Source organism: Microvirga sp. BF8 (genome assembly GCF_059888585.1).
On record NZ_CM187619.1, the window covers coordinates 3,247,789 to 3,267,134 of the forward strand.

The window sequence follows — 19,346 nt, forward strand, 5'->3', positions numbered from 1 at the left end:
TGCCTCTCCGGCTCCGTGCCGCCGTCCCCGTGGAATTGGCTTACGCGGCTCCCGCCAGCGTCTCGCCCGTGATCAGCGCGAATACCCTGTCCGCATCCTGTTGATCGTAGTCGGCGCCATAGCGCTTCTTGATCCCCATCTTGCTCAACTCATGATGGACGGCAGGCACCACACCATGCCGGGCGAGGGAATTCTTCACGCAGGACAGGACGCAGCCGTCGATGGCGACGATGGGACGACCCGACTTCGCAACGCGCACCAATGAAGGGACGTCGCCACCGACACCGGCGATGCACGACATTTCCGCATGTCCGGCGCGATCCATCCTGACCGCGACGTGATTTGCCAGCTGGGCGGCGCTGGAGCACCCCGAGCAGGAATAGACAAGCGGCAGGTCCCGGTTGCGTTTCATGATGCCTCTCTTCGGATGCGCTCACCAGGGCGAAGGATCGGAAGCCGGGCCGGCCCGAGCCCCCGATGGCGGTGACGATTGGCCCCTGCTCGTCCCCAGGATCGCGGATCGGCCGCACTAGACCATGTGGGCGGCGTCCATTCTTTGCGGCTCATCAAACAGCGGGCCGATGGCGCGGGCGCGTCGTTTACGGATCGATCTCACCCTGGCATCGCTGCGGGCACCGAAACCGGAATCATGATGAATAGCTCGTCGGGATGGCGGTCGTGAACTTGAGCTCTTCCATGGAGATCGATGCGCTGATGTCCGCAAATTCGAGTTGATGGATGAGTCGCTTGTAGACCGCGTCGTAAGCGCCAACATCGGGCACCACGATGTGCAGGAGGTAGTCGTCCTTGCCTGTCAGTCGCCAGGCTCCGACGATTTCCGGCATTCTTTCGATGGCCTTCCTGAAACTCTCGAGCCATTCCTGCGAATGACGCGGCGTTCGTATGGTGACGAACACCGTGGTCGGAACCTTCATGCGGGTCCGGTCGAGGATCGCCACCCGGCGCGCGATGTAACCTTCCTCCTCCAAACGCCGGACGCGCCGCCAGCACGCACCGCTGCCGATTCCGACGCGGTCGGCGAGCTCGGCAATCGACTGGTTCGCATTCTCCTGCAGAACATCCAGAATTCTTTGGTCGAATTGGTCCATTGTTAGCTTTCCGCCTTTGAAGGCCGCCTGGAACACGGCCGATCCGCGTCGGCACAAAATTTCGCACAATGGCCGGTTTCGCGCAAAATTATTCTCACATTCCGGCCTATCGACCGGAAGATTGAACAAGACCTTTCGACGGCGACCGGGGACGATCCGACTCTCGGGTCGCAGCCGGTGAGCGACCCAGGGGAAGGACGCTCATGAACACCAAAGTTACGACCAAACTCGGCCATTTGGGCCGCTGCCGCGATCTTCAACCCGCCTTCGTCAATCCGCCGGTCTGGCGCGGATCGACTGTCCTGTTTCCAAGCCTGCGATCGCTGCTGTCCAAGGACCAGGACTACAATTACGGGCGGCATGGAACTCCGACGACGCGGGCTCTGGAATCCCTGCTCAAGGAGCTCGACGGGCCGCGCGCCCACGGCGTGCACCTGACGCCCTCCGGCCTGTCCGCGATTTCCACGGCCCTCCTCGCCGTGATGCGGCCCAACGACCACCTTCTCGTCGTCGACAGCGTCTATCAGCCGATGCGGGCGTTCTGCGACACCGTCCTCGCCCAGATGGGCGTGGAGGTGACCTATTTCGATCCGCGTCTTTCCTCCGGCATTCGCAGGCTGCTCCGCCCGCAGACCAAAGCCGTGTATCTTGAAACGCCAGGCTCTCAAACGTTCGAGATGCAGGACATCCAGGCCATTGCCCAGGAGGCCCACGCGGTGGGCGCCTTCGTCATCGCGGACAACACCTGGGCCACGCCCCTGTTCTTCAGGCCGCTGGACCATGGGGTCGACATCGCGATCCAGGCAGCGACGAAATACGTCGTCGGTCATTCGGACGCGCTGATGGGCGTCATTTCGGCGAACAGCCGGGCCTGGACGGCGGTCCATGACATGTACGGCGCCCTCGGCCTCTCAGTCAGCCCCGACGACGCCTATCTTGCCCTGCGCGGGCTCCGTACGCTCGAGCTGCGCTTGAAGCAGCATGAGCGGAACGCCCTAGCGGTCGCCCATTGGCTCGAGAAGCACCCTGCGGTCTCCCGGGTTCTTCATCCCGGGCTGCCGTCTCATCCCGATCATGCCTTGTGGCGGCGTGATTTCGCGGGTTCATCCGGTGTTTTCGGCGTCGTCCTTCGGGCGTCTCCGTTCGCTTGCGCGGAGGCCCTTTTCGACGATCTTCAGCTTTTTGGAATGGGCTTTTCGTTCGGCGGCTACGAGAGTCTTGCCACCTATGTCAGGACGGAGGGACTCCGGACGGCTGTTCCCTGGAGCGACGAGGATCATCTCATCCGGTTGCAGATCGGACTTGAGGATCCGGAGGATCTCATAGCCGATCTGTCCGCAGGTCTGGAGCGGTTCGAGGCTGCACGGGACCGTGCGGCCTGAATCGAGAGTAGCCCGGCAGGCACCGCTTACCGGCGGCGGTTGAGCCACACGGTTGCCTGCATGGTCGTCATGGCCGAGAACACGAGAAACTCGTGCCACTTGCCATCGGGCGCCAGAAGCCGCCGCACATCGTAGTCGGCGGCTTCAGTATCGCTGGATGCGGCCGGCGCACCTTTCCTGGCCGATGCGGAGGGGGCGCCCTGCCGCATCGGCAGGCGGATATGGCGTTGGTCGGCCAAGGTCCACGGAGCGCCGTCGTACGGGCCGCCGACGCAACGATAGGTTTGTTCCCGCGCGGCCAACGTCAGCCTCTCCTCGTCGGTGCCGGTCAGGAACGCGATATGTCGGTCGCTTCGGGAAGGCGGCCATCGGGCGTGTATTTGTCCACGGCATCCGGCAAGGTGGTCGAGAGCCTCGACAGAAGCTCCTCCCGTGAGAGGCCGGTCTGCTGGGACAGGGTGGCCAGCACGTCGGGACCGATGGCCCGTTCAAGCTGGTCGGGGGCGATCTGCTTGTTCGGTCCCGTTCCAACCCACGATTCCGCCACGTCTCCATGACCGCTCTGCTTGAAGGAATCCATCAATTCCCCCAGCCCGCCACCGAGCAAGCCTCCCAGGCCAGCGCCGCCCATGTTTCCGAGGAGCCCGCCCAAGCCGCCCTGGGGCTGAACGCGGCCGGACGCGTCAGGGCTGTCCGATCCCGATCCCCTCAGCATCTCGGCGATCTTGTCCCGGTTCTGAAAGCCCGCCACGGCCAGGAGGCCCAGCAGGGCCGTCATAGAGGGAAATCCGCGATTCATATCGATGCTCCTCGATTTGGGTTGGTGCATCGGGGTAACGTGGGACCTTCGACAGAGTTCAGCGTCCTGCCTTTCCGGTCCGGCCTTTCAGGGAATGGGCAATGTCTGCCGGTCCCGTGGGGCGGGACGTCGCGCGCGGGGACGATGATCCGCGCCTGAGGCTCGAAGCAAGGCCCGAGGGGGCTGGGCCGCGTTGCGCCGGCATGGCGCTGGGGAAAGCCGGGCCTTGCCCGGGCGGCAGGCTCACAGGCGGCTGAGCCCGTCCTGCCTGGCTCCGTTGTCGGACTGCCTCGTGCCGTGTTCGCCGGCGACGTTGCGAATTCGATGCCGGCCCTATTCCGCGTCGGAGGATTTTAGCGGCCGCACATTCGTTTCCGCCGCAATGTCGTCCCCGTCGAGAAGGGCCGGGTCGTCATCCTGCGTATCGAGGCGCGTCTTCTTGCGGAGCGAAACGTATTTCTTCTGGATCTTGACGCGGCTTTCGCGGGCGATTTCCAGGGCGCCCTGCATGAGCGAGCGCTCCGCCTTCTCGTTCTGAAGCTCTTCCGTGAGGCGGCGATTGGCGGATTCGAGAGCGTTGCGATCCTGTTCGAACCGCTTGGTGACCTGATCGATGCGCTCTGTCAGGCTCGCGACCTTGTTGTCGGAGCTCTCGATCTGGAAGTCCTTGGCGGCGATGGCCTTGTTGAGCATCTCGACCCGCTCCTGCAGCTCGATGCGCGAGCGCTGAAGCTCGTTGACCATGGCGACCTGCCGCTCGACCTCCTGCTGCGTCGCCTCCAGGCGCCGCTCGACCGTGTTCTTCTCGATGGTGGTCTCTTTCAGGCCGCGCTCGACGGTGCGAAGCGCCTCGTTCTTGTCGCGCAGCTGATCGCGGGTATGGGCCAGGATCTTGTCGGTGGCGCCAAGACGCGAATTGAGGCCTTCGATCTTCATGTCGAGGGCGGACAGGTCCGTCTGGTGCGCGGAACGCTCGGAGTCGAGCTGGGTCTCGAGCCGCTGGCGCAGGACCTGCTCGCTCATGAGCTTGGTCTCCAGCTCGGACGCACGCTGGCGCGTGGCCTCGAGCTGGGTTTCCAGTTCGCCGTAGCGGTTCGTCAGGCTCGACAGGCGGTAGTTCTGCTCCTCCGCCACCTTCTGCAGGCGCTTCACTTCATGGTCGAGGAGGCCGTTGCGCTCACGGGTCTCGATGAGCTCGCGCTCGGCGCGGGCGACCGTCTGATCCGCCTCCTGCGCCTCGAGGCGGAGGGCCTGGTTTTCCTCCGTGATGTTGCGGGCGCGCTCCGTCTCGATGGTGAGCTGGTTTTCGAGATCGGCGACAACAGCCTCCTTGTCCTTCACATTGAGGCGAAGATCCTCGAGGAGGGATTCCTGCTCGCGCACCTTGGTCTCGGCCTTGCGCAGCTGCGAAACGGTGGCGGAGAGATCGTCCGTCATGCGCGCGTGGGTGCCTGACAGTTCCGCGAGTTCCCGGCGCAAATGCGCGGTGGTCTCGGTCTCCTGGCGCAGCACCGCCTCGGTTTCCAGCAGGCGCGACTGGAGTTGCGGATAGTTGCGGATCAGATCGTTGACCGGCTCGCTCAGGAGCGCGAAATCGTCCTTGAGGCTGCGGATTTCCTCCAGCCGGTCGATCATGTTGGCAAAACGGACGCGGATCAGCTCATTCTTCTGGCCCACGGAATCGAGGGCGCCACTGTGCCGAACAATGATGGGCTCGCCCTGCGCGGGTGGCACCGGCAGGCCCGGCGCAGCGGATTGAGACCCGTCCGACGGAGAATTCGCAACCATTTCCTCGGGCTTCTTGCCGAAACGGTTCCTGAAAGACGTCCAACCCGATGACATGGTGTCGCCCCCTTTTGACCCCAAAATTCATACTTTGGACACCTTTTAGCCCAGAGGAGGCGGAGGTGGAAACAGAATTTCGCTTCGCCGGCGTAGCGACGGGGTGCCCGACGGCTGCGGCTGATGGGGAACAACGGTTCTTGCTTGGCGGGTCGCGAGAGCGCGCCGCTGTCGTCCTGGCAAATCTCGCGCAGGCGAAGGCTCTCGGAAGGAATTCCCTCTTCGAGCCGGAGTCGCCGGCTCCTGCCCCTGCGCACCGGAGAGAGCAGCGGCGGGAGCCCCTGGCATCGGCAGTTGCAGGAGGACATGATCGGTGCGGCTCATGGCAAAATCTTTCGGCAATGAATGGATGACTGACGGAACGGAAGGGATGGCTGAAACCGCCACGCCGCTTCGACCTCCGGGCTTGGTGGCCCGGAGGGGAAGCAGGCTCGAGGGGGGCGCGGTGTCGGCTCCGGCTCGGGTGGGATGGGAGTGAAGCGAAGAGCCGAAGCGTCATCGCGCACGGTTCGTTGCGGCGGACAGGCGGCGCAGGGCTGGCCTGCTGCCCGGCGCGGACACCGCTGTTCGCGACAGCGGGCGGCGGCGGACCAACCGGCAGCCCCGGGCACAGCCTGGGCCCCCCGCCCGGCAAAGGCGGCGTGACCTTGCCTGCGGGACCGTTCCCACCGCCACACCAGCGACGCCTCGCGCGCGCGCCCCTCGCTGCGGCGGGACAGGTCATGATATAGCCTAGCTTGAGCGGGGCGTCAAGAACAAAGACGGAACACCGGCCCGGCTGAGGGTTCACAGTGGGAGAGCGGCGCCATCCGCGGCGCTTCCCGCTGCACTGGCAGCGGTGATGGGGTCCGGGCCCAGCGCTCTGCGCTGTCCCGGAATGACGGGGGCGGTTCGGCGCATGGTCCTCCCTCTCCCCGCCGGAGAGGCAGGCGCGGCGGCAGGCTACTCCGCGGCGACGGCCGACGGTTGCGGGAGGCGCTTTTCGAAACCGGCAGCCTCGAGAACCTCCGGCATCGGTCCGCCGGTGGCCCAGTCGAGGAGTTCGACCGTGTGGACGATGGGGATCGCCGTGCCTTTTCCGATCTGGGTCATGCAGCCGATATTGCCCGTGGCGATGAGATCGGGTGTTGTCCGCTCGATATTGGCGACCTTCCGGTCCCGAAGCTGCGCGGCGATTTCGGGCTGGAGCAGGTTGTAGGTCCCGGCCGACCCGCAGCAGATATGGCCTTCCGGCACATCCTTGACCGTAAAGCCCGCGCGCTTGAGCAGCGTCTTGGGCTCGGTCCGGATCTGCTGCCCGTGCTGCATGGAACAGGCGGAGTGATAGGCCACCACGAGATCGGTATCGCGAACCGGATCCATAAGAGTCAGGCCGGCCATGTATTCCGTGATGTCCTTGGCGAGGGCAGATACCCGCGCGGCCTTGTCGGCATAGGCCGGGTCTTCCCGGAACATGAAGCCGTAATCCTTGATCGTCGTGCCGCAGCCGGAGGCGGTGACGATGATCGCATCGAGCCCCTCCCCGTCCATCTCGGCGATCCAGGCGTCGATGTTGCGCTTCGCGAAGGCGTGCCCTTCCTCGTCCCGGCCCATGTGATGGACGAGAGCACCGCAGCATCCCTCCCCTTTCGGCTGCACCACGTCGATGCCGTGCCGGTTGAGGAGACGCACGGCGGCTTCGTTGAAGCCCGGCTTGAGGACCGGCTGGGCGCATCCGGACAGAATCGCGACCCGGCCCCGGCGCTCGCGGTCCGTCCTGAACTCGCCGGGGCCGTCGAAGGGCGAGCGCGCCGGCACCTGGGCCGGCGCCAGATCGATCATGGCCCTGAGGCGGGCCCCGAACAGCGGCAGGGCGCCGATCAGCCCCTGGAACGGTTTCGCGAGCAAGGCCGCCCCGATCGCCACCCGGAAGCGGTTGGGATAGGGCAGGATCGCCGCCAGAACCGAGCGAAGGAGCCTGTCATGCCAGGGTCGCGTATAGGTCGCCTCGATATAGGCGCGGGCATGGTCGACGAGATGCATGTAATGCACGCCCGAGGGGCAGGTCGTCATGCAGGACAGGCACGAGAGGCAGCGGTCGATATGCTTGACCACCTCGGGTGTCGCGGGCTTTCCGCCCTCCAGCATGTCCTTGATCAGGTAGATGCGCCCGCGGGGGGAATCGAGCTCGTCGCCGAGGAGGAGGTAGGTGGGGCAGGTCGCCGTGCAGAACCCGCAATGGACACAGGTCCGGAGAATTTTCTCCGAACTCGCCATGGCCGGGTCCTTCAGCTGATCGGGGGTGAAATTGGTCTGCATGGGTTCAACTCAACTCCCCGCCTGCCAGCGATCGATGGCTTCAAAGGGATGGATCAGCATGATGATATTGAGGGCGAGATTGTCCCGAATCCAGTAGCCGACGATCACTTCCATGAGAATGGCCACCGCCACCGTCAGCCAGACCGGCCAGATCCGCGCCAGCCAGAACCCCGCGACCATCATGGCGATGTCGGACACCGAATTGATGACGCTGTCGCCATAATAATCCAGCGCGATGTTCGTCGCGCGGTAGCGATCGATGATCATGTCCGTGTTCTCGAGGATCTCCCAGGCGCATTCCGCACCGAGTGCCAGCAGAAACGCGACGCCGACCGGCAACGGCTTGCCGCGGATTACGCCGATCAGCCACGTGCCCATGTAGAACAGGAAGCCGTGGATGATGTGGGAAAAGGAATACCAGTCCGTCAGGTGCTGGGAATTGCCGGAATCCTTCACCGTCCCATGCCAGAGCTCCACGGAGCCGCAGGTGCAGATGGGTGTGCGGCCCATGGCCAGCAGAATGGCGGCGGTGGCGGCGACGAGAGCGACCGCGAGCCCGGCATAGAGCAGCGCCCGGTCGCGCTTTTGCCGCTCGGGCCTGGGCTTCAGCCCCTGCGCGGCAAGGATGGCGCCGTCGTCCACGCTACACTCCCGCATACATGCGACCGGGATTGAGAATGCCGGCGGGATCGAAGGATGCCTTGATGCCACGGGTGAGCGCCATGACCGGCTCCGGTTGCGGCTCGAACACATCGAGCGTCGACCGGTTGGAATCCGGAGCGCGCACCAGGGTTGCGTGTCCGCCATGGGATCCTGTCGCCGCGCGGATGGCGGCGGCTCCCAGATCGCCCGAGAGCGGCGTCGTCATCCAGAGGAGGCCGCCGCCCCAATCGTAGAACCATTGCGCTTCGACCGATGCGGCGACCTGCGCGGCGAGGGCCGGACCCTTCGTCGGCGCCGTCGAGATGCGCCAGACGGCCCGGTCCGCGCGCTCCTGCAGCACGGTCGCGTCGCGGACGGATTGCCAGAGCGCCTCCGCTCCCCTGCCCTCGAGGATGTCGCCGCCGGAGCCGAAGCGTTTGAGCAGGCGGCGCAGCTCGTTGAGGCGATAATCGACCGAGACGGAGAATCCCTGGAGTCTGATCACCGTTCGCGCCCCCTGCCGGTCCGGCGCGGGCAGATGCGCCGCGCCGGTCACGTCGAAGGGCGAGCCCAGCGCCATGGACAGGGCCTTGATGGCGCTTGCATCGTCGAGGCCCCGGATCAGCAGGGTCGACATGCGCTCGGGCTTGGGCAGGACCTTGAACGTGACCTCCGTCAGGAAGCCGAGCGTGCCCCACGACCCGGCCATGAGCTTCACGAGGTCGAGCCCGGTGACGTTCTTCATCACGCGCCCGCCGGATTTCACCGCCTCGCCACGCCCGTTGACGAAACGCACGCCGATCAGACTGTCGCGGGCGGCGCCCGCCATGATCCGCCGCGGGCCGGAAATGTTCATGGCCGCCACGGCGCCGATGGTGGGCTCGCCGCGGCTCCCGAGAAGCGGGCGGTAATCCATGGGTTCGAAGGGCAGTTCCTGGCCCTTCTCCGCCAGGATCGCGACCACCTGCGACAGGGGCGTGCCGCTGCGCGCCGCAACGACCAGCTCGGCGGGTTCGTAGAGCGTGATGCCGGTGAGCGCAGCGGAGGTGAGCGAGGCATCCGTCTGGTTCGGGCGCCCCATGGCGGCCTTCGTGCCGTTGCCGCACAGGTTGAGAAGCGTGCCCTTGGCAGCGGCGTCGGAAATGATCGCCGCCGCATCCTGCTCGTCGCGGGGGGTATGGTGATTCACGCGGCGCGCTCCCCGCCCATGAGCCTTCCTTCGAGAGGAAAGACCTTCGCCGGATTGAGCAGCCAGGCCGGATCGAAGACGCCATGCACGCGCATCTGCTGCTCCAGGTCGACATTGTTGAACTGACAGGTCATCAGGTCCCGCTTCTCGATGCCGACGCCGTGCTCGCCGGTGAGGCAGCCGCCGACCTCGACGCAGAGCCTGAGGATGTCCTCGCCCGCTGCCTCGGCCTTCTCCATCTCGCCGGGCTTGCTGGTATCGAACATGACGAGGGGATGCAGGTTGCCGTCGCCGGCATGGAACACGTTGGCGACGCCGAGCCCGTAGGACTTCGCGATCTCGTCAATGCGCTTGAGCACGTGCGGCAGCTGGCCGGTCGGGATCGTGCCGTCCATGCAGATGTAGTCGGCCACGCGGCCTGTGGCGCCGAAGGCCGACTTGCGGCCCTTCCAGATCGCCGCGCTCTCGGCCTCCGACTGGGACACCTTGATGGTTTTCGGCTTGAACGGCTCTGCAATGGCGACGATGCGCCGGAGCATGTCGTCGATCTCCGCGTCCGATCCCTCGACCTCGACGATCAGCATCGCATCCACGTCGAGCGGATAGCCCGCATGGGCGAAGGCCTCGCAGATCTTGATCGCCGGGCGGTCCATGTATTCGAGCGCGACGGGAATGATGCCGGCGGCGATGATCGCGGCGACGCAGGCGCCCGCATCTTCCACCCGCTCGAAGCCGAACAGCGCCGGCCGCGCGCCCTCCGCCGCACGCAGGATGCGCACGACGGCTTCGGTGACGATGCCGAGCTGCCCTTCCGAGCCGGTGATCAGCCCGAGGAGATCGTAGCCGGCGCTGTCGAGATGCTCGCCGCCGAGATGGACGACCGTGCCGTCGAGGAGCACCATCGTGACGCCGAGGAGGTTGTTGGTGGTCACGCCGTATTTCAGGCAATGGGCCCCGCCGGAATTCATGGCGATGTTGCCCGCGATGGTGCAGGCGAGCTGGCTCGACGGGTCCGGGGCGTAGAAGAAGCCCTCATGCGCCACCGCCTGGCTGATGCCGAGATTGGTGATGCCGGACTGAACGCGGGCGAAGCGGTTCTCGAAATCGACTTCGAGCACGCGATTCATCTTCGCGACGCCGAGCACGATGGCGTCGGCCTGCGGAATCGCCCCGCCCGAGAGCGACGTGCCCGCGCCCCGCGGCACGACCTTGACGCCGTTGTCCCGGCAGAAGCGCAGGATGGCGGCGACCTCCTCCGTCGTCGAAGGAAGCACCACCGCGAGGGGGACCTGCCGGTAGGCGGTGAGTCCGTCCGTCTCGAACGCCCGGCGCTCATCTTCCGTGACGATCAGGGCCTCAGGCGCGACGAGACGGGCGAGGCCGGCGAGAATCTCGCTCCGGCGCGACAGGATGGCCTCGTCGGGAACGGGGAATGCGATCGACATGACGACCCTCCCAGGCGGTTCGTGGGCTGCGTTGGGCACATATTTCCTCTACCGGAGAATGGTAGCTGCCCTTCGGCGATTTATCCAATAATGTGGAACCTCTCTAAAATGGCCCTGCCATATCCGCCAAGGAGTATTTAATGCGCCTGCCCGTTCTGACGACCGTCGGCCTGCTTCTCGCGACCGCCTTCGGGACCGTCCCCGCCCTCGCCCAGGATGCCGCAGCAAAGACTGGCGACCCGGCGGCCGGCGAGAAGACCTTCGCCCAGTGCAGGGCCTGCCACCAGGTCGGGGAGAACGCCAAGAACACGGTCGGACCGGTTCTGAACGGCATCATCGGTCGCAAGGCCGGAACGCACGAAGGTTATAACTATTCGGCCGCCAACAAGAATTCCGGCCTGACCTGGGATGAGGCGACGTTCCGGGAATACATCAGGGACCCGAAGGCCAAGATCCCCGGCACCAAGATGATCTTCGCCGGGATCAAGGACGACAAGAAGGTCGATGACCTCGTCGCCTATCTCGAGCAGTTCGATGCATCCGGCAAGAAAGTGACCCCATGAGCGCCGCTCATCCGGCAGCCGGCGGCGGCAAGAGGCCCCGGGTCGGCCTTTTCGTGACCTGCCTCGTCGATCTCATGCGGCCCACCGTGGGCTTCGCGGCCGTGAAACTGCTCGAGGACGCGGGCTGCATCGTCGAGGTGCCCGTCCAGACCTGCTGCGGCCAGCCGGCCTACAATTCCGGCGACCGCGGCACGACGCGGAGCCTTGCGGAGCAGGTCATCGCCGCCTTTCGCGGCTACGACTACGTGGTCGCGCCCTCGGGCTCCTGCGCCGGGATGATCAAGGCGCATTACCCGCAGCTTTTCCATGACGATCCGAACTGGCTGCCCAAGGCCAACGAGCTTGCAGCGCGAACCTACGAGCTGACGAGCTTCCTCGTCGACGTGATGGGTGTCACGCGTGTCGACGCGCGCTACGACGGCGCGGTGACCTATCACGATTCCTGCTCGGGCTTGCGCGAATTGAAGGTCCGGGCGCAGCCGCGCAAGCTGCTGGCCAGCGTCGAAGGCCTGACTCTCGTCGAGATGAACGACAGCGATGTGTGCTGCGGCTTCGGCGGCACGTTTGCGGTCAAGTACAGCGACATTTCGGGCGCCATCGTCGAGGCCAAGGTGAAGAATGTCGAGGAAAGCCGGGCGCCGACCCTGCTCGCCGGCGATCTCGGCTGCCTGATGAACATGGCCGGCAAGCTCAGCCGCGACGGCAGGCCCGTGGCCGTGCGCCACGTGGCGGAGGTCCTGGCCGGCATGACCGACGAGCCGCCCATCGGCGAGGCGAAGGAAACCCCGTCGAAATGAGCGGATACGGACGCGCCGTCGCGCGGCTGTTCCGGATGGACGAGCGCACCTGGGAGCGCCACGCGAGCCCCTGGAGCGTGTGGACACGCGTCGCCACCTGTCCGATCCTCCTCCTGGCAGTCTGGAGCCATGTGTGGATCGGATTCTGGGCGTTTCCGGTCGTCGGCCTCGTCGTGGCGTGGCTCTGGCTCAACCCGCGCCTGTTCCCGCCGCCCGCACGGAAAGACAGCTGGAGCGCCATGGCGACCTTCGGCGAGCGTGTCTGGCTGAACCGCAAGGCCGTGCCGATCCCGCGGCATCACGCCCGCATGGCCAATCTTCTCTCGCTCGTTGCGGCACTCGGCGCCCTCCCCGCCTTCGCCGGCGCCTTTCTCAGCGACCTGCCCATGACGGTGACGGGCGCAACCCTCGTCATGCTCGGCAAGCTCTGGTTCTGCGACCGCATGGTCTGGCTCTACCAGGACATGAAGGACCGGCATCCCGCCTATGCCGCATGGCTGCGCAAGGAGCATGGCCGGGAACCGGAGAGCGCTCCGTAGGCCCCATGCTGCAAGGCCCTGCAGAACCTTGACTTTTGGAACAATGTTCTGTATTTGTTCCCTCAATGAACCCGTTCGACCGCTCCCCCATCCGACTGCGTCCCGGACCGCCCGGCCCCGAGGCGCCACGCCTCCACCCGCGGCAGGCGCACCCGCCCAGCGTCGTGGCCGCGGCGCGAAACCTCATCGAGAGAACCTGCCTGCCCCATGCCACGGTCGCCTACCGCACCGGGGTCAACAAGGGCACGATCTCCCGCTGGGCAGCAAAGTACGGCTGGGTGCGCCCGCCCGGCGCCACGCCCTATCGACCGCGTCCGGAGACGCGCTATGTGCCGGTCCTGGTCGGCCGGGCGCTCGCCCAGCGCATGCGCATGCAGGCTGAACGCCTCGTCAGCGAGATCGAGCGCGCGCCGCAGGTCGACCCCGTGGCACTCGGCGAGGCGCTGAACCTTCTCACCCAGGCTCGCGAGGAACAGAAGATCCGGCGCACCAGGCTGCGCATGCCGCCTTCCCGTCCGCCGGACGCGGAAACGGTTTCCACGCGCCCGCCGAGAAACCGTTCAGAAGCTGCCGAACGAGGATGGCGCAAGCGCTATGGCCGCCGCGCGCGGCAATGGGCGCTGATGTCCGAGAGGGTTGATAAATACACCCGGATGACGACGGCGAAGCCGAAGGCCGCCGTGAGATGCGGAACCCAGAAAGTTGCCTGAGAATTGACGTTGTCAATCGGGATTACTCTGGCATCGGACAAGATGGCTGATCAAAAGGACGCAGACCAGGATGAGTTACTGGGACAGCAGCGGGTTCTCGCCGAGTTCGGCGACACGGCGCTGAAGACGGAGGATCTTTCCGACATCCTGAACACGGGCTGCCGGCTCGTCGGCCGTGCCCTGAGAACCGATCTCGCGAAAGTGATGGAACTGCTGCCTGACGGGCAAACATTCAAGGTGCGCGCAGGGGTTGGCTGGAAGCCCGGAGTCGTCGGAAACGTCCTCGTCACGGCGGCTGAAAGGTCGCCGGAGGGCCTGACTCTCAAGGACGGCGCCGTCATCTCTGTCGACATCGCCAAGGAGACGCGGTTCGAATACCACCAGTTCATGAAGGAGCACGGTGTCAAGGCATTCGTCAATGTACTGATCCTGAGCAGCAACCGACGCCCGCCATTCGGCGTTCTCCAGGTGGACAGCCGTCACCCGCGCAACTTCACACAATCCGATATCGAATTCCTGCGGAGCTATGCCAATCTCCTCGGCGCGGCCATCGAACGTCTGCGCGTCGTGGACCAGTTGCGCGTCGCGGTGAGGGACAAGGACCTTCTTATCGACGAGCTCAATCATCGCGTGAAGAACACCCTCGCGACCGTCCAGTCCATCGCCTCTCAAACCCTCCGCAACGCGCCGACGATCGACCACGCATCGAGCGCCATCGAAAGCCGCCTTATGGCTCTCGCGCAGGTGCACGACGTTCTGACCGTCCAGAGCTGGGCTGACGTAGAGCTCAACGAGATCGTGAGACAGGCACTCGAACCGTATCGCAGCCGCGGCGGGACCCGGATCCGCATGGGAGGCCCGCTGGTTCAAATCCCGCCGCGCATGGCACTGGCGCTCGCCATGGCGTTGCAGGAACTGGCGACGAACGCGGTGAAATACGGCGCATTGTCCAACGAGGCCGGACAAATCGCCGTGCACTGGAAGCTGGACGGCGCAACAGCTCCGCCACGATTGCGCCTGAGATGGGAGGAGATGGACGGGCCGCTGGTTCAGAAGCCTGAGCGGCGTGGCTTCGGGACCCGGCTCATCGAGAGAAGCCTGGCGCAGGATCTCGACGGTGACGTGCGGATCGAGTTCGCTCCGACGGGCGTCGTCTGTTCGGTCGACGCTCCGCTCGCCAGCTGAGGTGGACCGCGCAGTTCACTGGGTCGCGGATTGCCGGAGGCCGAACTTCCCGGTCCGATCCCACGATGACCATACGATGCGGCTCTGGTTCGCCCGTTCGGGGTTGTCCCGCCGCCAGCGCCCGCCATCCACCGGATCCTGCGCCCCGCCGCTCCGGCTGGCGACATCCTTCCTGAACTGGTAGAATCAGCCGCGACGCGCCGCTCGCGCGACCCGGGTTGCGGCTCGAGGCCGATGACCAATGGGCTGTTCGAGCGGAGCGCCTGCGGCCATGCCGCGCCCACCATCGGAAATGTCCGCAGGACAGGCGTGCGATGGCTGGTTTCTCGATCACAGTGCCCCCGCTGAACGCAGTCGACCGGAGGACGAGAGATGTCGGTGCCGTGCAAATTCGAGCGCAGTGTGTTGAGCCATGAGGAATACGAAGCGGTTCATGCCACACATCATCCTGCGATCTACGAGATCGACCGCGATGGCCTGCTCCAGGCGAAGGACCGATTGCGCGGAATGCGCGACAAGGAGCGGACTCTCGCTCGGCAGAAGCGGCGCGAGGTGCGGGGAAAGGCCGATCCGCGCGGGGGAAGCTTTCCCGGGACCGCCGAACGGCCGCTCCAGCGCAAGCAGGTGTTCGCTGCAGCCCTGCAGCGGGTCAGCAAGGAGCTTGGCCGCATCCGCAAGCTGGAAGCGCGCGTGGCGCTGACCGAGGCCTCCCAAAAGGCGCTTGCCCTGCGGCGCGCCGGACGGGAGCTGCATCATCCGGCGGCTGGCGACACGGCTCATCGCGGCATGCGCCCCGCCCCGAGCCAACGCCGGCGCACCAAGGTCCCACCGGCCAAAGTCGGCAGTGTCTCCCAGGCCACGAAGAACGCTCAGGCTGCGCGCGATTCCAGGCCGTGAGGGCACGACCCTTCCGTTATGGAGACCGCATGCCGGAATGAGAGAGGCGCCTCGAGGCGCCCCTGTCATTCATCCTAGGTCACCGACTCATAAGGCGCATCCAGATTTTGGCTGAACCGAGTTTGACGAGATCAAGGGAGTTTTCGCTTCGACGCCAACGACATGTTCCCGATCGTGACCGGTTCTGCACCGGCTACGTCACCATGGAACAGGTGCGCCAGCGCCGATCCCGGAAGGTTCAACGGCTACGCCTGACGCGCCGACGCCCCTTACCCTTCAACGATTTCGCTGATCTGCACGATGGGCGCGATGTCCGTATAGTTGGCGACGTCCGCGCGGAACTCCGGGGAGTGGGGAAGGAACGCCGCCTGGAATGTCTCCAGGGTCGGCGAGTAGATGTGGCACGCCGCGACGAACTCCGGCGCGCTTCCAGGTTCGCGACCCGAAAGGCCCTTGTCGATCTCGTAGCGAAGGCAGGCATCGCCGAGCCGTTCCTGGAGCAGTGGCATGTGGCGGGTGCGGTAGTAGTCGTGATCGAACTTTGAGCCGCCATCGGCCGGGTAGTAGACGCTGAACTTGATCATGGTCGGGCTCCTGTCTGAACGCCTCTCCGAGTGTCCGAGGGGCCCTTCTAGCTCACTGAACCATAGAGCGCCAGATTTTGGCCGAAGCGAGCCTGACGAGAGCAAGGGAGTTTTCGCTGTGTCTGCCCATTGCCATCGTAAGCCTTGATACAGCATCGAAGAGCCGGCCCTATACGCCCGCCTTGCGCCATCTGACGAAGCGGTTGTAGCAGGTCATATACGGGCCTTTGCGCTCGGGAAGGTCCGCCCACGGCGAGCCGGTCCGAAGACGCCGGTCAATCCCGTTCAGGACACGCCGGTCGTCAACCTGAGGCAACCCCGCGCGACTTGCTCGATAGCAGCGGCTCGATCACCGACCACTCGAAATCCGTCAACTCGTAGCGACGCTGGCCCATCAGCAGCTCCCTTCAGGAAGCTTGAATCGGAACCTTGCAGCTGCTGCCAGCAGTTCATGAGTGCGTGACCTAGACGAATCAGGATCCCTGCGCCCTCCAGCGTGAGCTGAACTTCGATCCGACCAGCCAGCGCTTCACGTCGTCGGAGGCTCCATCGCATGGGACCTCGATTGCATCGCGCAGGTACGAGAATTCGGCGTCGACAATCGCGCCGAACAGGACGCACACGCTGTCCCGGCGACCGAGAGGCTTGTTCTGCAACTTCAGCTCGGCGCGCACGATCACGGATTCCAGCTTGCGCGACTTCCAGTCGGCATCACCGAAATCCTCGACCATATAGGATTTGCTTTCGAGCTCCCAACGGTCACGGATCATCTGCTTGTAGGAGCGCACAAATGTCGGGAAGAGCTCCCCTGCCTTGCCGAACACGCCGTCGCCACGCTTGTCGCCGCTCGCCTTCACGTCGGCAATGAACGTGTCGATGATGCTGGAGATGCGGTCCTGCGCCGCCCGCGCCATGGAGCCGTTGCGCGCCCGCAGATCACGCTCGATGTTCTCGCGCTTTGCGGCGGCATCGAGTTCGCGCTGGCGAAGGATCGTCGCCTCCTCCTGAAGGCTCTTGCGCGCCTGCTCCTCCTTGGCCATCAGGTTGGCCATCTGTACGGCCTCCGCCTTGAGGACAGCCGAGATCTCGATGGGATCGATCCACATTGGAGCCATGACGTAGTCAAGGCGTTCGCGCTTCATCGCCTTGATGAGGCCGGCGAGATCTTCTGCGGAGGCGTAGATGGCATTGCATTTGTGGGTCTGGTAATCGGCAAATGCATCATCGAGAGACATCTTCGTGAAGACGATGTCCTTCGTGGAGACGTTGAAGATCGTGTCCGTCTTGCGAAGCACCGCAATCTGATGCGCCTCGGGATCGTCGCCTACCGTATGGCAGATTCGAGCTTGACTCGGATTCGAGTACAGGAGGCCGAAGCCCGAGCTCTTGCCGCTGAGAACCTGCGCCTCGATCGTCGCCGAGCTGGCGGCCTCGTTTTGAAAGGCTTGCAGAACCTCCTGCCCGGACAAGGCAGCCAGGAAACTGAAGTTGGCCTCAACGCGCCGGACGACGGATGATACGTAGTCGGGAGCCTGCGACAGGAGCCCGATCCGCTGGAACGCTATGATATCGAAGCTGTCCATTCCATTGATGGGACATGCAGCCTGCGACATCTGGAGATTGGGGACATCGAGTTCCTGCCTCTGGATCAGCGCCATCATCAGGCGTTCCAGATCCTTGATACGCTCGTTGCTTCGATCCTGGGCAAAGCAGACGCTCGCACTCCTGCTCTTGAAGACCAGATCGCCGCGGAGGCTTTTTACGATGCGCCCGGAACCGGTGTTGTAAAGGAGAACGAACTCCTCATTCTCGCCCTCGATCACAAAGCGCGTCCGCTCGGTGATGCCCAGCTCCTTGGCAAGCGCGGATTTGGGATCGTCCGATGTCTTCGGGGTGTTCTTTTCCGTCCATGCGAGCATGGCGGATCGGTAATCATCCGTGAGGTTTTTCCCGCTCACGAACTTCGCAAAATCCGAATTGGCGCGATTCAGCCCGTTGAGATTGCGTTCCTTGTGGGCCTTCGCGAGCTGCTCGCGGAACTTCGTCAGGTCGGCCGTATGCGGCGACAGAATGTTGCCTGCGATATAGCCGTCGATGAAAGTGAGGTTTTTGCTGACCTCGAGCGCTGCCTCGGAAATCCGCTGATCGATGATCTGCTGACGCTCATCCGCGAAGCGCTTCATGAACAAGGCGAAGGCGCTGTCGCCTTTGAACATCGCCTCGAGGCGGCGCTTCCCGTTGCGCGCCTCCGACAGGTTCTGAACGTCGACGGCGGTCTTCGTGGCGACGGCGGCCTTGGCGATCTCCGTCAGGTTGATCGTGGTGCCGTCGGCCGATCGTCCCTTGAGATACTGGGAAAGATCGTTCAGGAAATCGGCGATCTCCTGCAGTTCTTTGCTCTGTCCCGATCCGCCGCCGGCCGCGGCTTCCGCCTCGGCCTGCTTGAAGCGATTGTAGAACTCCTGAGGGACCCGCTGCCAGTTCGCCGTGGACGACGTCTTGCAGTAGTGATTGCCGTTGTCCGCCCGGGCGCAGGTGCGAAAGCCGTCGAGGGAAAATTCCTGAGCCGAAGACGTCGAAAGGAGGCCATAAAGGCCTCCTCCGACAACGGCAGCGATCGCGGCATAGCGAGGAAAGCTCACGCGCATTCGGTGCGATCCTCCGTCGAGGGTTTGCCCTGGAACGTGATCGTCTCCTGGACCGTCCGGCAGGTCTTTCCGTCCGGCATCTTCTCGACCTTGGCAACCTTTACGGTGCCCGACGCGCCCTTGCTCTTCCAGGTGGTCGTCGTTCCAGCGGGCTTCTTCGTGGCCGCTCGCACGGCCTGCTGCCTTTGCTGCTTCGACTGAGCATCGAGGTTGGCGAGAATCTGGCCGAGAACCGCGCCGACAATCGCACCGGCGATGATGCCGCCGGCCTTCCCTTTTCCGACTGCCGCTCCCACCGCGGCCCCCGAAGCACCACCAAGTAATGCACCGAACGGATTCTGTTGAGCATAACCGGGAGATAGTGTTCCAAGGACCAACGAGACGCTAACGAGAGAAACTGTAACAAACTTACGCATACATGCCCCCCAAATCTACTTTTTTGCCTCCAAAAAGCCTATATCCTGCCACCCGAAGGACACAATACGTCTATGCATTGATACTTTGGTTTTTTTTAAACTGGATAACGCGGTCATATTGTTTCTATGAACTTATGCGTCCTTTCAGAATATTTTCCTCAAGACGCAACTCAATTGGGAATAGCCTCGCGCCCGGTCCAATCTGCTCGCTACTGAGGCGTATCCCCACTGTGTCGTCCGTCGCGTGGAATCAGGGAGCCTGTCGATGCTCGCCCGCGAGAACGAGCGGCCGATAGAGGCG

19 protein-coding genes and 1 pseudogene are annotated in these 19,346 nt (G+C 64.4%); 7 read left to right on the forward strand and 13 right to left on the reverse strand.

Going from position 1 to position 19,346, the window contains the following annotated elements:
* Window positions 1-40: 40 nt before the first annotated feature.
* Complete coding sequence (locus AC522E_RS15440) at window positions 41-412, reverse strand: putative zinc-binding protein (RefSeq protein WP_500747147.1); 372 nt, start codon at window positions 410-412, stop codon at window positions 41-43.
* 235 nt (window positions 413-647) lie between these two features.
* Window positions 648-1,109, reverse strand: coding sequence for an Lrp/AsnC family transcriptional regulator (locus AC522E_RS15445; RefSeq protein ID WP_500747148.1), 462 nt, complete (start codon window positions 1,107-1,109; stop codon window positions 648-650).
* A 203-nt stretch (window positions 1,110-1,312) separates the two neighbouring features.
* Here AC522E_RS15445 and metC point away from each other — a divergent pair, with 203 nt between their 5' ends.
* Window positions 1,313-2,491: a cystathionine beta-lyase gene (gene metC / locus AC522E_RS15450; protein ID WP_500747149.1), complete on the forward strand. Its 1,179-nt coding sequence runs from the start codon at window positions 1,313-1,315 to the stop codon at window positions 2,489-2,491.
* Between the two features lie 26 nt (window positions 2,492-2,517).
* Here the strand turns inward: metC and AC522E_RS15455 are convergent, their stop codons facing one another.
* The 7 genes from AC522E_RS15455 to AC522E_RS15485 form a co-directional block, all read right to left on the reverse strand.
* Complete coding sequence (locus AC522E_RS15455) at window positions 2,518-2,793, reverse strand: hypothetical protein (RefSeq protein ID WP_500747150.1); 276 nt, start codon at window positions 2,791-2,793, stop codon at window positions 2,518-2,520.
* A 26-nt stretch (window positions 2,794-2,819) separates the two neighbouring features.
* Entirely contained in the window at window positions 2,820-3,290 is a 471-nt protein-coding gene (locus tag AC522E_RS15460) for a YidB family protein (protein ID WP_500747151.1), read from the reverse strand.
* A gap of 333 nt (window positions 3,291-3,623) precedes the next feature.
* Window positions 3,624-5,132, reverse strand: coding sequence for a chromosome partitioning protein ParA (locus tag AC522E_RS15465; protein WP_500747152.1), 1,509 nt, complete (start codon window positions 5,130-5,132; stop codon window positions 3,624-3,626).
* A gap of 942 nt (window positions 5,133-6,074) precedes the next feature.
* A complete protein-coding gene (glcF, locus tag AC522E_RS15470) occupies window positions 6,075-7,430 on the reverse strand; it encodes a glycolate oxidase subunit GlcF (protein WP_500747153.1) in 1,356 nt (451 codons plus the stop codon).
* A gap of 9 nt (window positions 7,431-7,439) precedes the next feature.
* Window positions 7,440-8,072, reverse strand: coding sequence for a DUF2585 domain-containing protein (locus tag AC522E_RS15475; RefSeq protein WP_500747154.1), 633 nt, complete (start codon window positions 8,070-8,072; stop codon window positions 7,440-7,442).
* 1 nt (window position 8,073) lies between these two features.
* The gene (gene glcE, locus AC522E_RS15480) at window positions 8,074-9,261 is read right to left on the reverse strand and encodes a glycolate oxidase subunit GlcE (protein ID WP_500747155.1); all 1,188 of its coding nucleotides are present in this window, start codon (window positions 9,259-9,261) and stop codon (window positions 8,074-8,076) included.
* Complete coding sequence (locus AC522E_RS15485; protein WP_500747156.1) at window positions 9,258-10,706, reverse strand: FAD-linked oxidase C-terminal domain-containing protein; 1,449 nt, start codon at window positions 10,704-10,706, stop codon at window positions 9,258-9,260. Before AC522E_RS15485 ends, glcE begins: the two co-directional genes overlap by 4 nt.
* A 140-nt stretch (window positions 10,707-10,846) precedes the next feature.
* Between AC522E_RS15485 and AC522E_RS15490 the strand changes: the two genes are divergently transcribed.
* The 6 genes from AC522E_RS15490 (at window position 10,847) to AC522E_RS15515 (ending at window position 15,397) form a co-directional block, all read left to right on the forward strand.
* A complete protein-coding gene (locus AC522E_RS15490) occupies window positions 10,847-11,269 on the forward strand; it encodes a c-type cytochrome (RefSeq protein ID WP_500747157.1) in 423 nt (140 codons plus the stop codon).
* Entirely contained in the window at window positions 11,266-12,066 is an 801-nt protein-coding gene (locus tag AC522E_RS15495; protein WP_500747158.1) for a (Fe-S)-binding protein, read from the forward strand. The genes AC522E_RS15490 and AC522E_RS15495 overlap by 4 nt, the downstream gene beginning before the upstream one ends.
* A complete protein-coding gene (locus AC522E_RS15500) occupies window positions 12,063-12,605 on the forward strand; it encodes a DUF6653 family protein (RefSeq protein ID WP_500747159.1) in 543 nt (180 codons plus the stop codon). The genes AC522E_RS15495 and AC522E_RS15500 overlap by 4 nt, the downstream gene beginning before the upstream one ends.
* A 65-nt stretch (window positions 12,606-12,670) precedes the next feature.
* A complete protein-coding gene (locus AC522E_RS15505; RefSeq protein WP_500747160.1) occupies window positions 12,671-13,315 on the forward strand; it encodes a hypothetical protein in 645 nt (214 codons plus the stop codon).
* A gap of 42 nt (window positions 13,316-13,357) precedes the next feature.
* Window positions 13,358-14,500 (forward strand): sensor histidine kinase, encoded by a 1,143-nt coding sequence (locus AC522E_RS15510; protein WP_500747161.1) that lies wholly within the window; start codon window positions 13,358-13,360, stop codon window positions 14,498-14,500.
* A 372-nt stretch (window positions 14,501-14,872) separates the two neighbouring features.
* The gene (locus tag AC522E_RS15515; RefSeq protein ID WP_500747162.1) at window positions 14,873-15,397 is read left to right on the forward strand and encodes a hypothetical protein; all 525 of its coding nucleotides are present in this window, start codon (window positions 14,873-14,875) and stop codon (window positions 15,395-15,397) included.
* A 269-nt stretch (window positions 15,398-15,666) separates the two neighbouring features.
* On the opposite strand, the gene AC522E_RS15520 is transcribed toward AC522E_RS15515, so the two are convergent.
* The 4 genes and pseudogenes from AC522E_RS15520 to AC522E_RS15535 form a co-directional block, all read right to left on the reverse strand.
* Window positions 15,667-15,981: an EthD family reductase gene (locus AC522E_RS15520; RefSeq protein WP_500747163.1), complete on the reverse strand. Its 315-nt coding sequence runs from the start codon at window positions 15,979-15,981 to the stop codon at window positions 15,667-15,669.
* 172 nt (window positions 15,982-16,153) lie between these two features.
* Window positions 16,154-16,376 (reverse strand): annotated as a pseudogene (locus AC522E_RS15525) (transposase); the annotation flags it as partial.
* Window positions 16,377-16,454: 78 nt separating this feature from the next.
* Window positions 16,455-18,629, reverse strand: a complete 2,175-nt coding sequence (locus tag AC522E_RS15530; protein WP_500747164.1) for a hypothetical protein — start codon at window positions 18,627-18,629, stop codon at window positions 16,455-16,457.
* Window positions 18,620-19,045, reverse strand: coding sequence for a YMGG-like glycine zipper-containing protein (locus tag AC522E_RS15535; RefSeq protein ID WP_500747165.1), 426 nt, complete (start codon window positions 19,043-19,045; stop codon window positions 18,620-18,622). Before AC522E_RS15535 ends, AC522E_RS15530 begins: the two co-directional genes overlap by 10 nt.
* Window positions 19,046-19,346 lie beyond the last annotated feature (301 nt).

Bases quoted from the DNA above. Each gene is read 5' to 3' on its own strand.
- AC522E_RS15510 (WP_500747161.1), top strand. From the start codon at position 13,358: ATGGCTGATCAAAAGGACGCAGACCAGGATGAGTTACTGGGACAGCAG.
- AC522E_RS15490 (WP_500747157.1), top strand. From the start codon at position 10,847: ATGCGCCTGCCCGTTCTGACGACCGTCGGCCTGCTTCTCGCGACCGCC.
- AC522E_RS15515 (WP_500747162.1), top strand. From the start codon at position 14,873: ATGTCGGTGCCGTGCAAATTCGAGCGCAGTGTGTTGAGCCATGAGGAA.
- AC522E_RS15440 (WP_500747147.1), bottom strand. From the start codon at position 412: ATGAAACGCAACCGGGACCTGCCGCTTGTCTATTCCTGCTCGGGGTGC.
- AC522E_RS15520 (WP_500747163.1), bottom strand. From the start codon at position 15,981: ATGATCAAGTTCAGCGTCTACTACCCGGCCGATGGCGGCTCAAAGTTC.
- glcF (WP_500747153.1), bottom strand. From the start codon at position 7,430: ATGCAGACCAATTTCACCCCCGATCAGCTGAAGGACCCGGCCATGGCG.
- AC522E_RS15485 (WP_500747156.1), bottom strand. From the start codon at position 10,706: ATGTCGATCGCATTCCCCGTTCCCGACGAGGCCATCCTGTCGCGCCGG.
- AC522E_RS15530 (WP_500747164.1), bottom strand. From the start codon at position 18,629: ATGCGCGTGAGCTTTCCTCGCTATGCCGCGATCGCTGCCGTTGTCGGA.
- AC522E_RS15460 (WP_500747151.1), bottom strand. From the start codon at position 3,290: ATGAATCGCGGATTTCCCTCTATGACGGCCCTGCTGGGCCTCCTGGCC.
- AC522E_RS15445 (WP_500747148.1), bottom strand. From the start codon at position 1,109: ATGGACCAATTCGACCAAAGAATTCTGGATGTTCTGCAGGAGAATGCG.
- AC522E_RS15495 (WP_500747158.1), top strand. From the start codon at position 11,266: ATGAGCGCCGCTCATCCGGCAGCCGGCGGCGGCAAGAGGCCCCGGGTC.
- AC522E_RS15505 (WP_500747160.1), top strand. From the start codon at position 12,671: ATGAACCCGTTCGACCGCTCCCCCATCCGACTGCGTCCCGGACCGCCC.
- AC522E_RS15500 (WP_500747159.1), top strand. From the start codon at position 12,063: ATGAGCGGATACGGACGCGCCGTCGCGCGGCTGTTCCGGATGGACGAG.
- AC522E_RS15535 (WP_500747165.1), bottom strand. From the start codon at position 19,045: ATGCGTAAGTTTGTTACAGTTTCTCTCGTTAGCGTCTCGTTGGTCCTT.
- metC (WP_500747149.1), top strand. From the start codon at position 1,313: ATGAACACCAAAGTTACGACCAAACTCGGCCATTTGGGCCGCTGCCGC.
- AC522E_RS15465 (WP_500747152.1), bottom strand. From the start codon at position 5,132: ATGTCATCGGGTTGGACGTCTTTCAGGAACCGTTTCGGCAAGAAGCCC.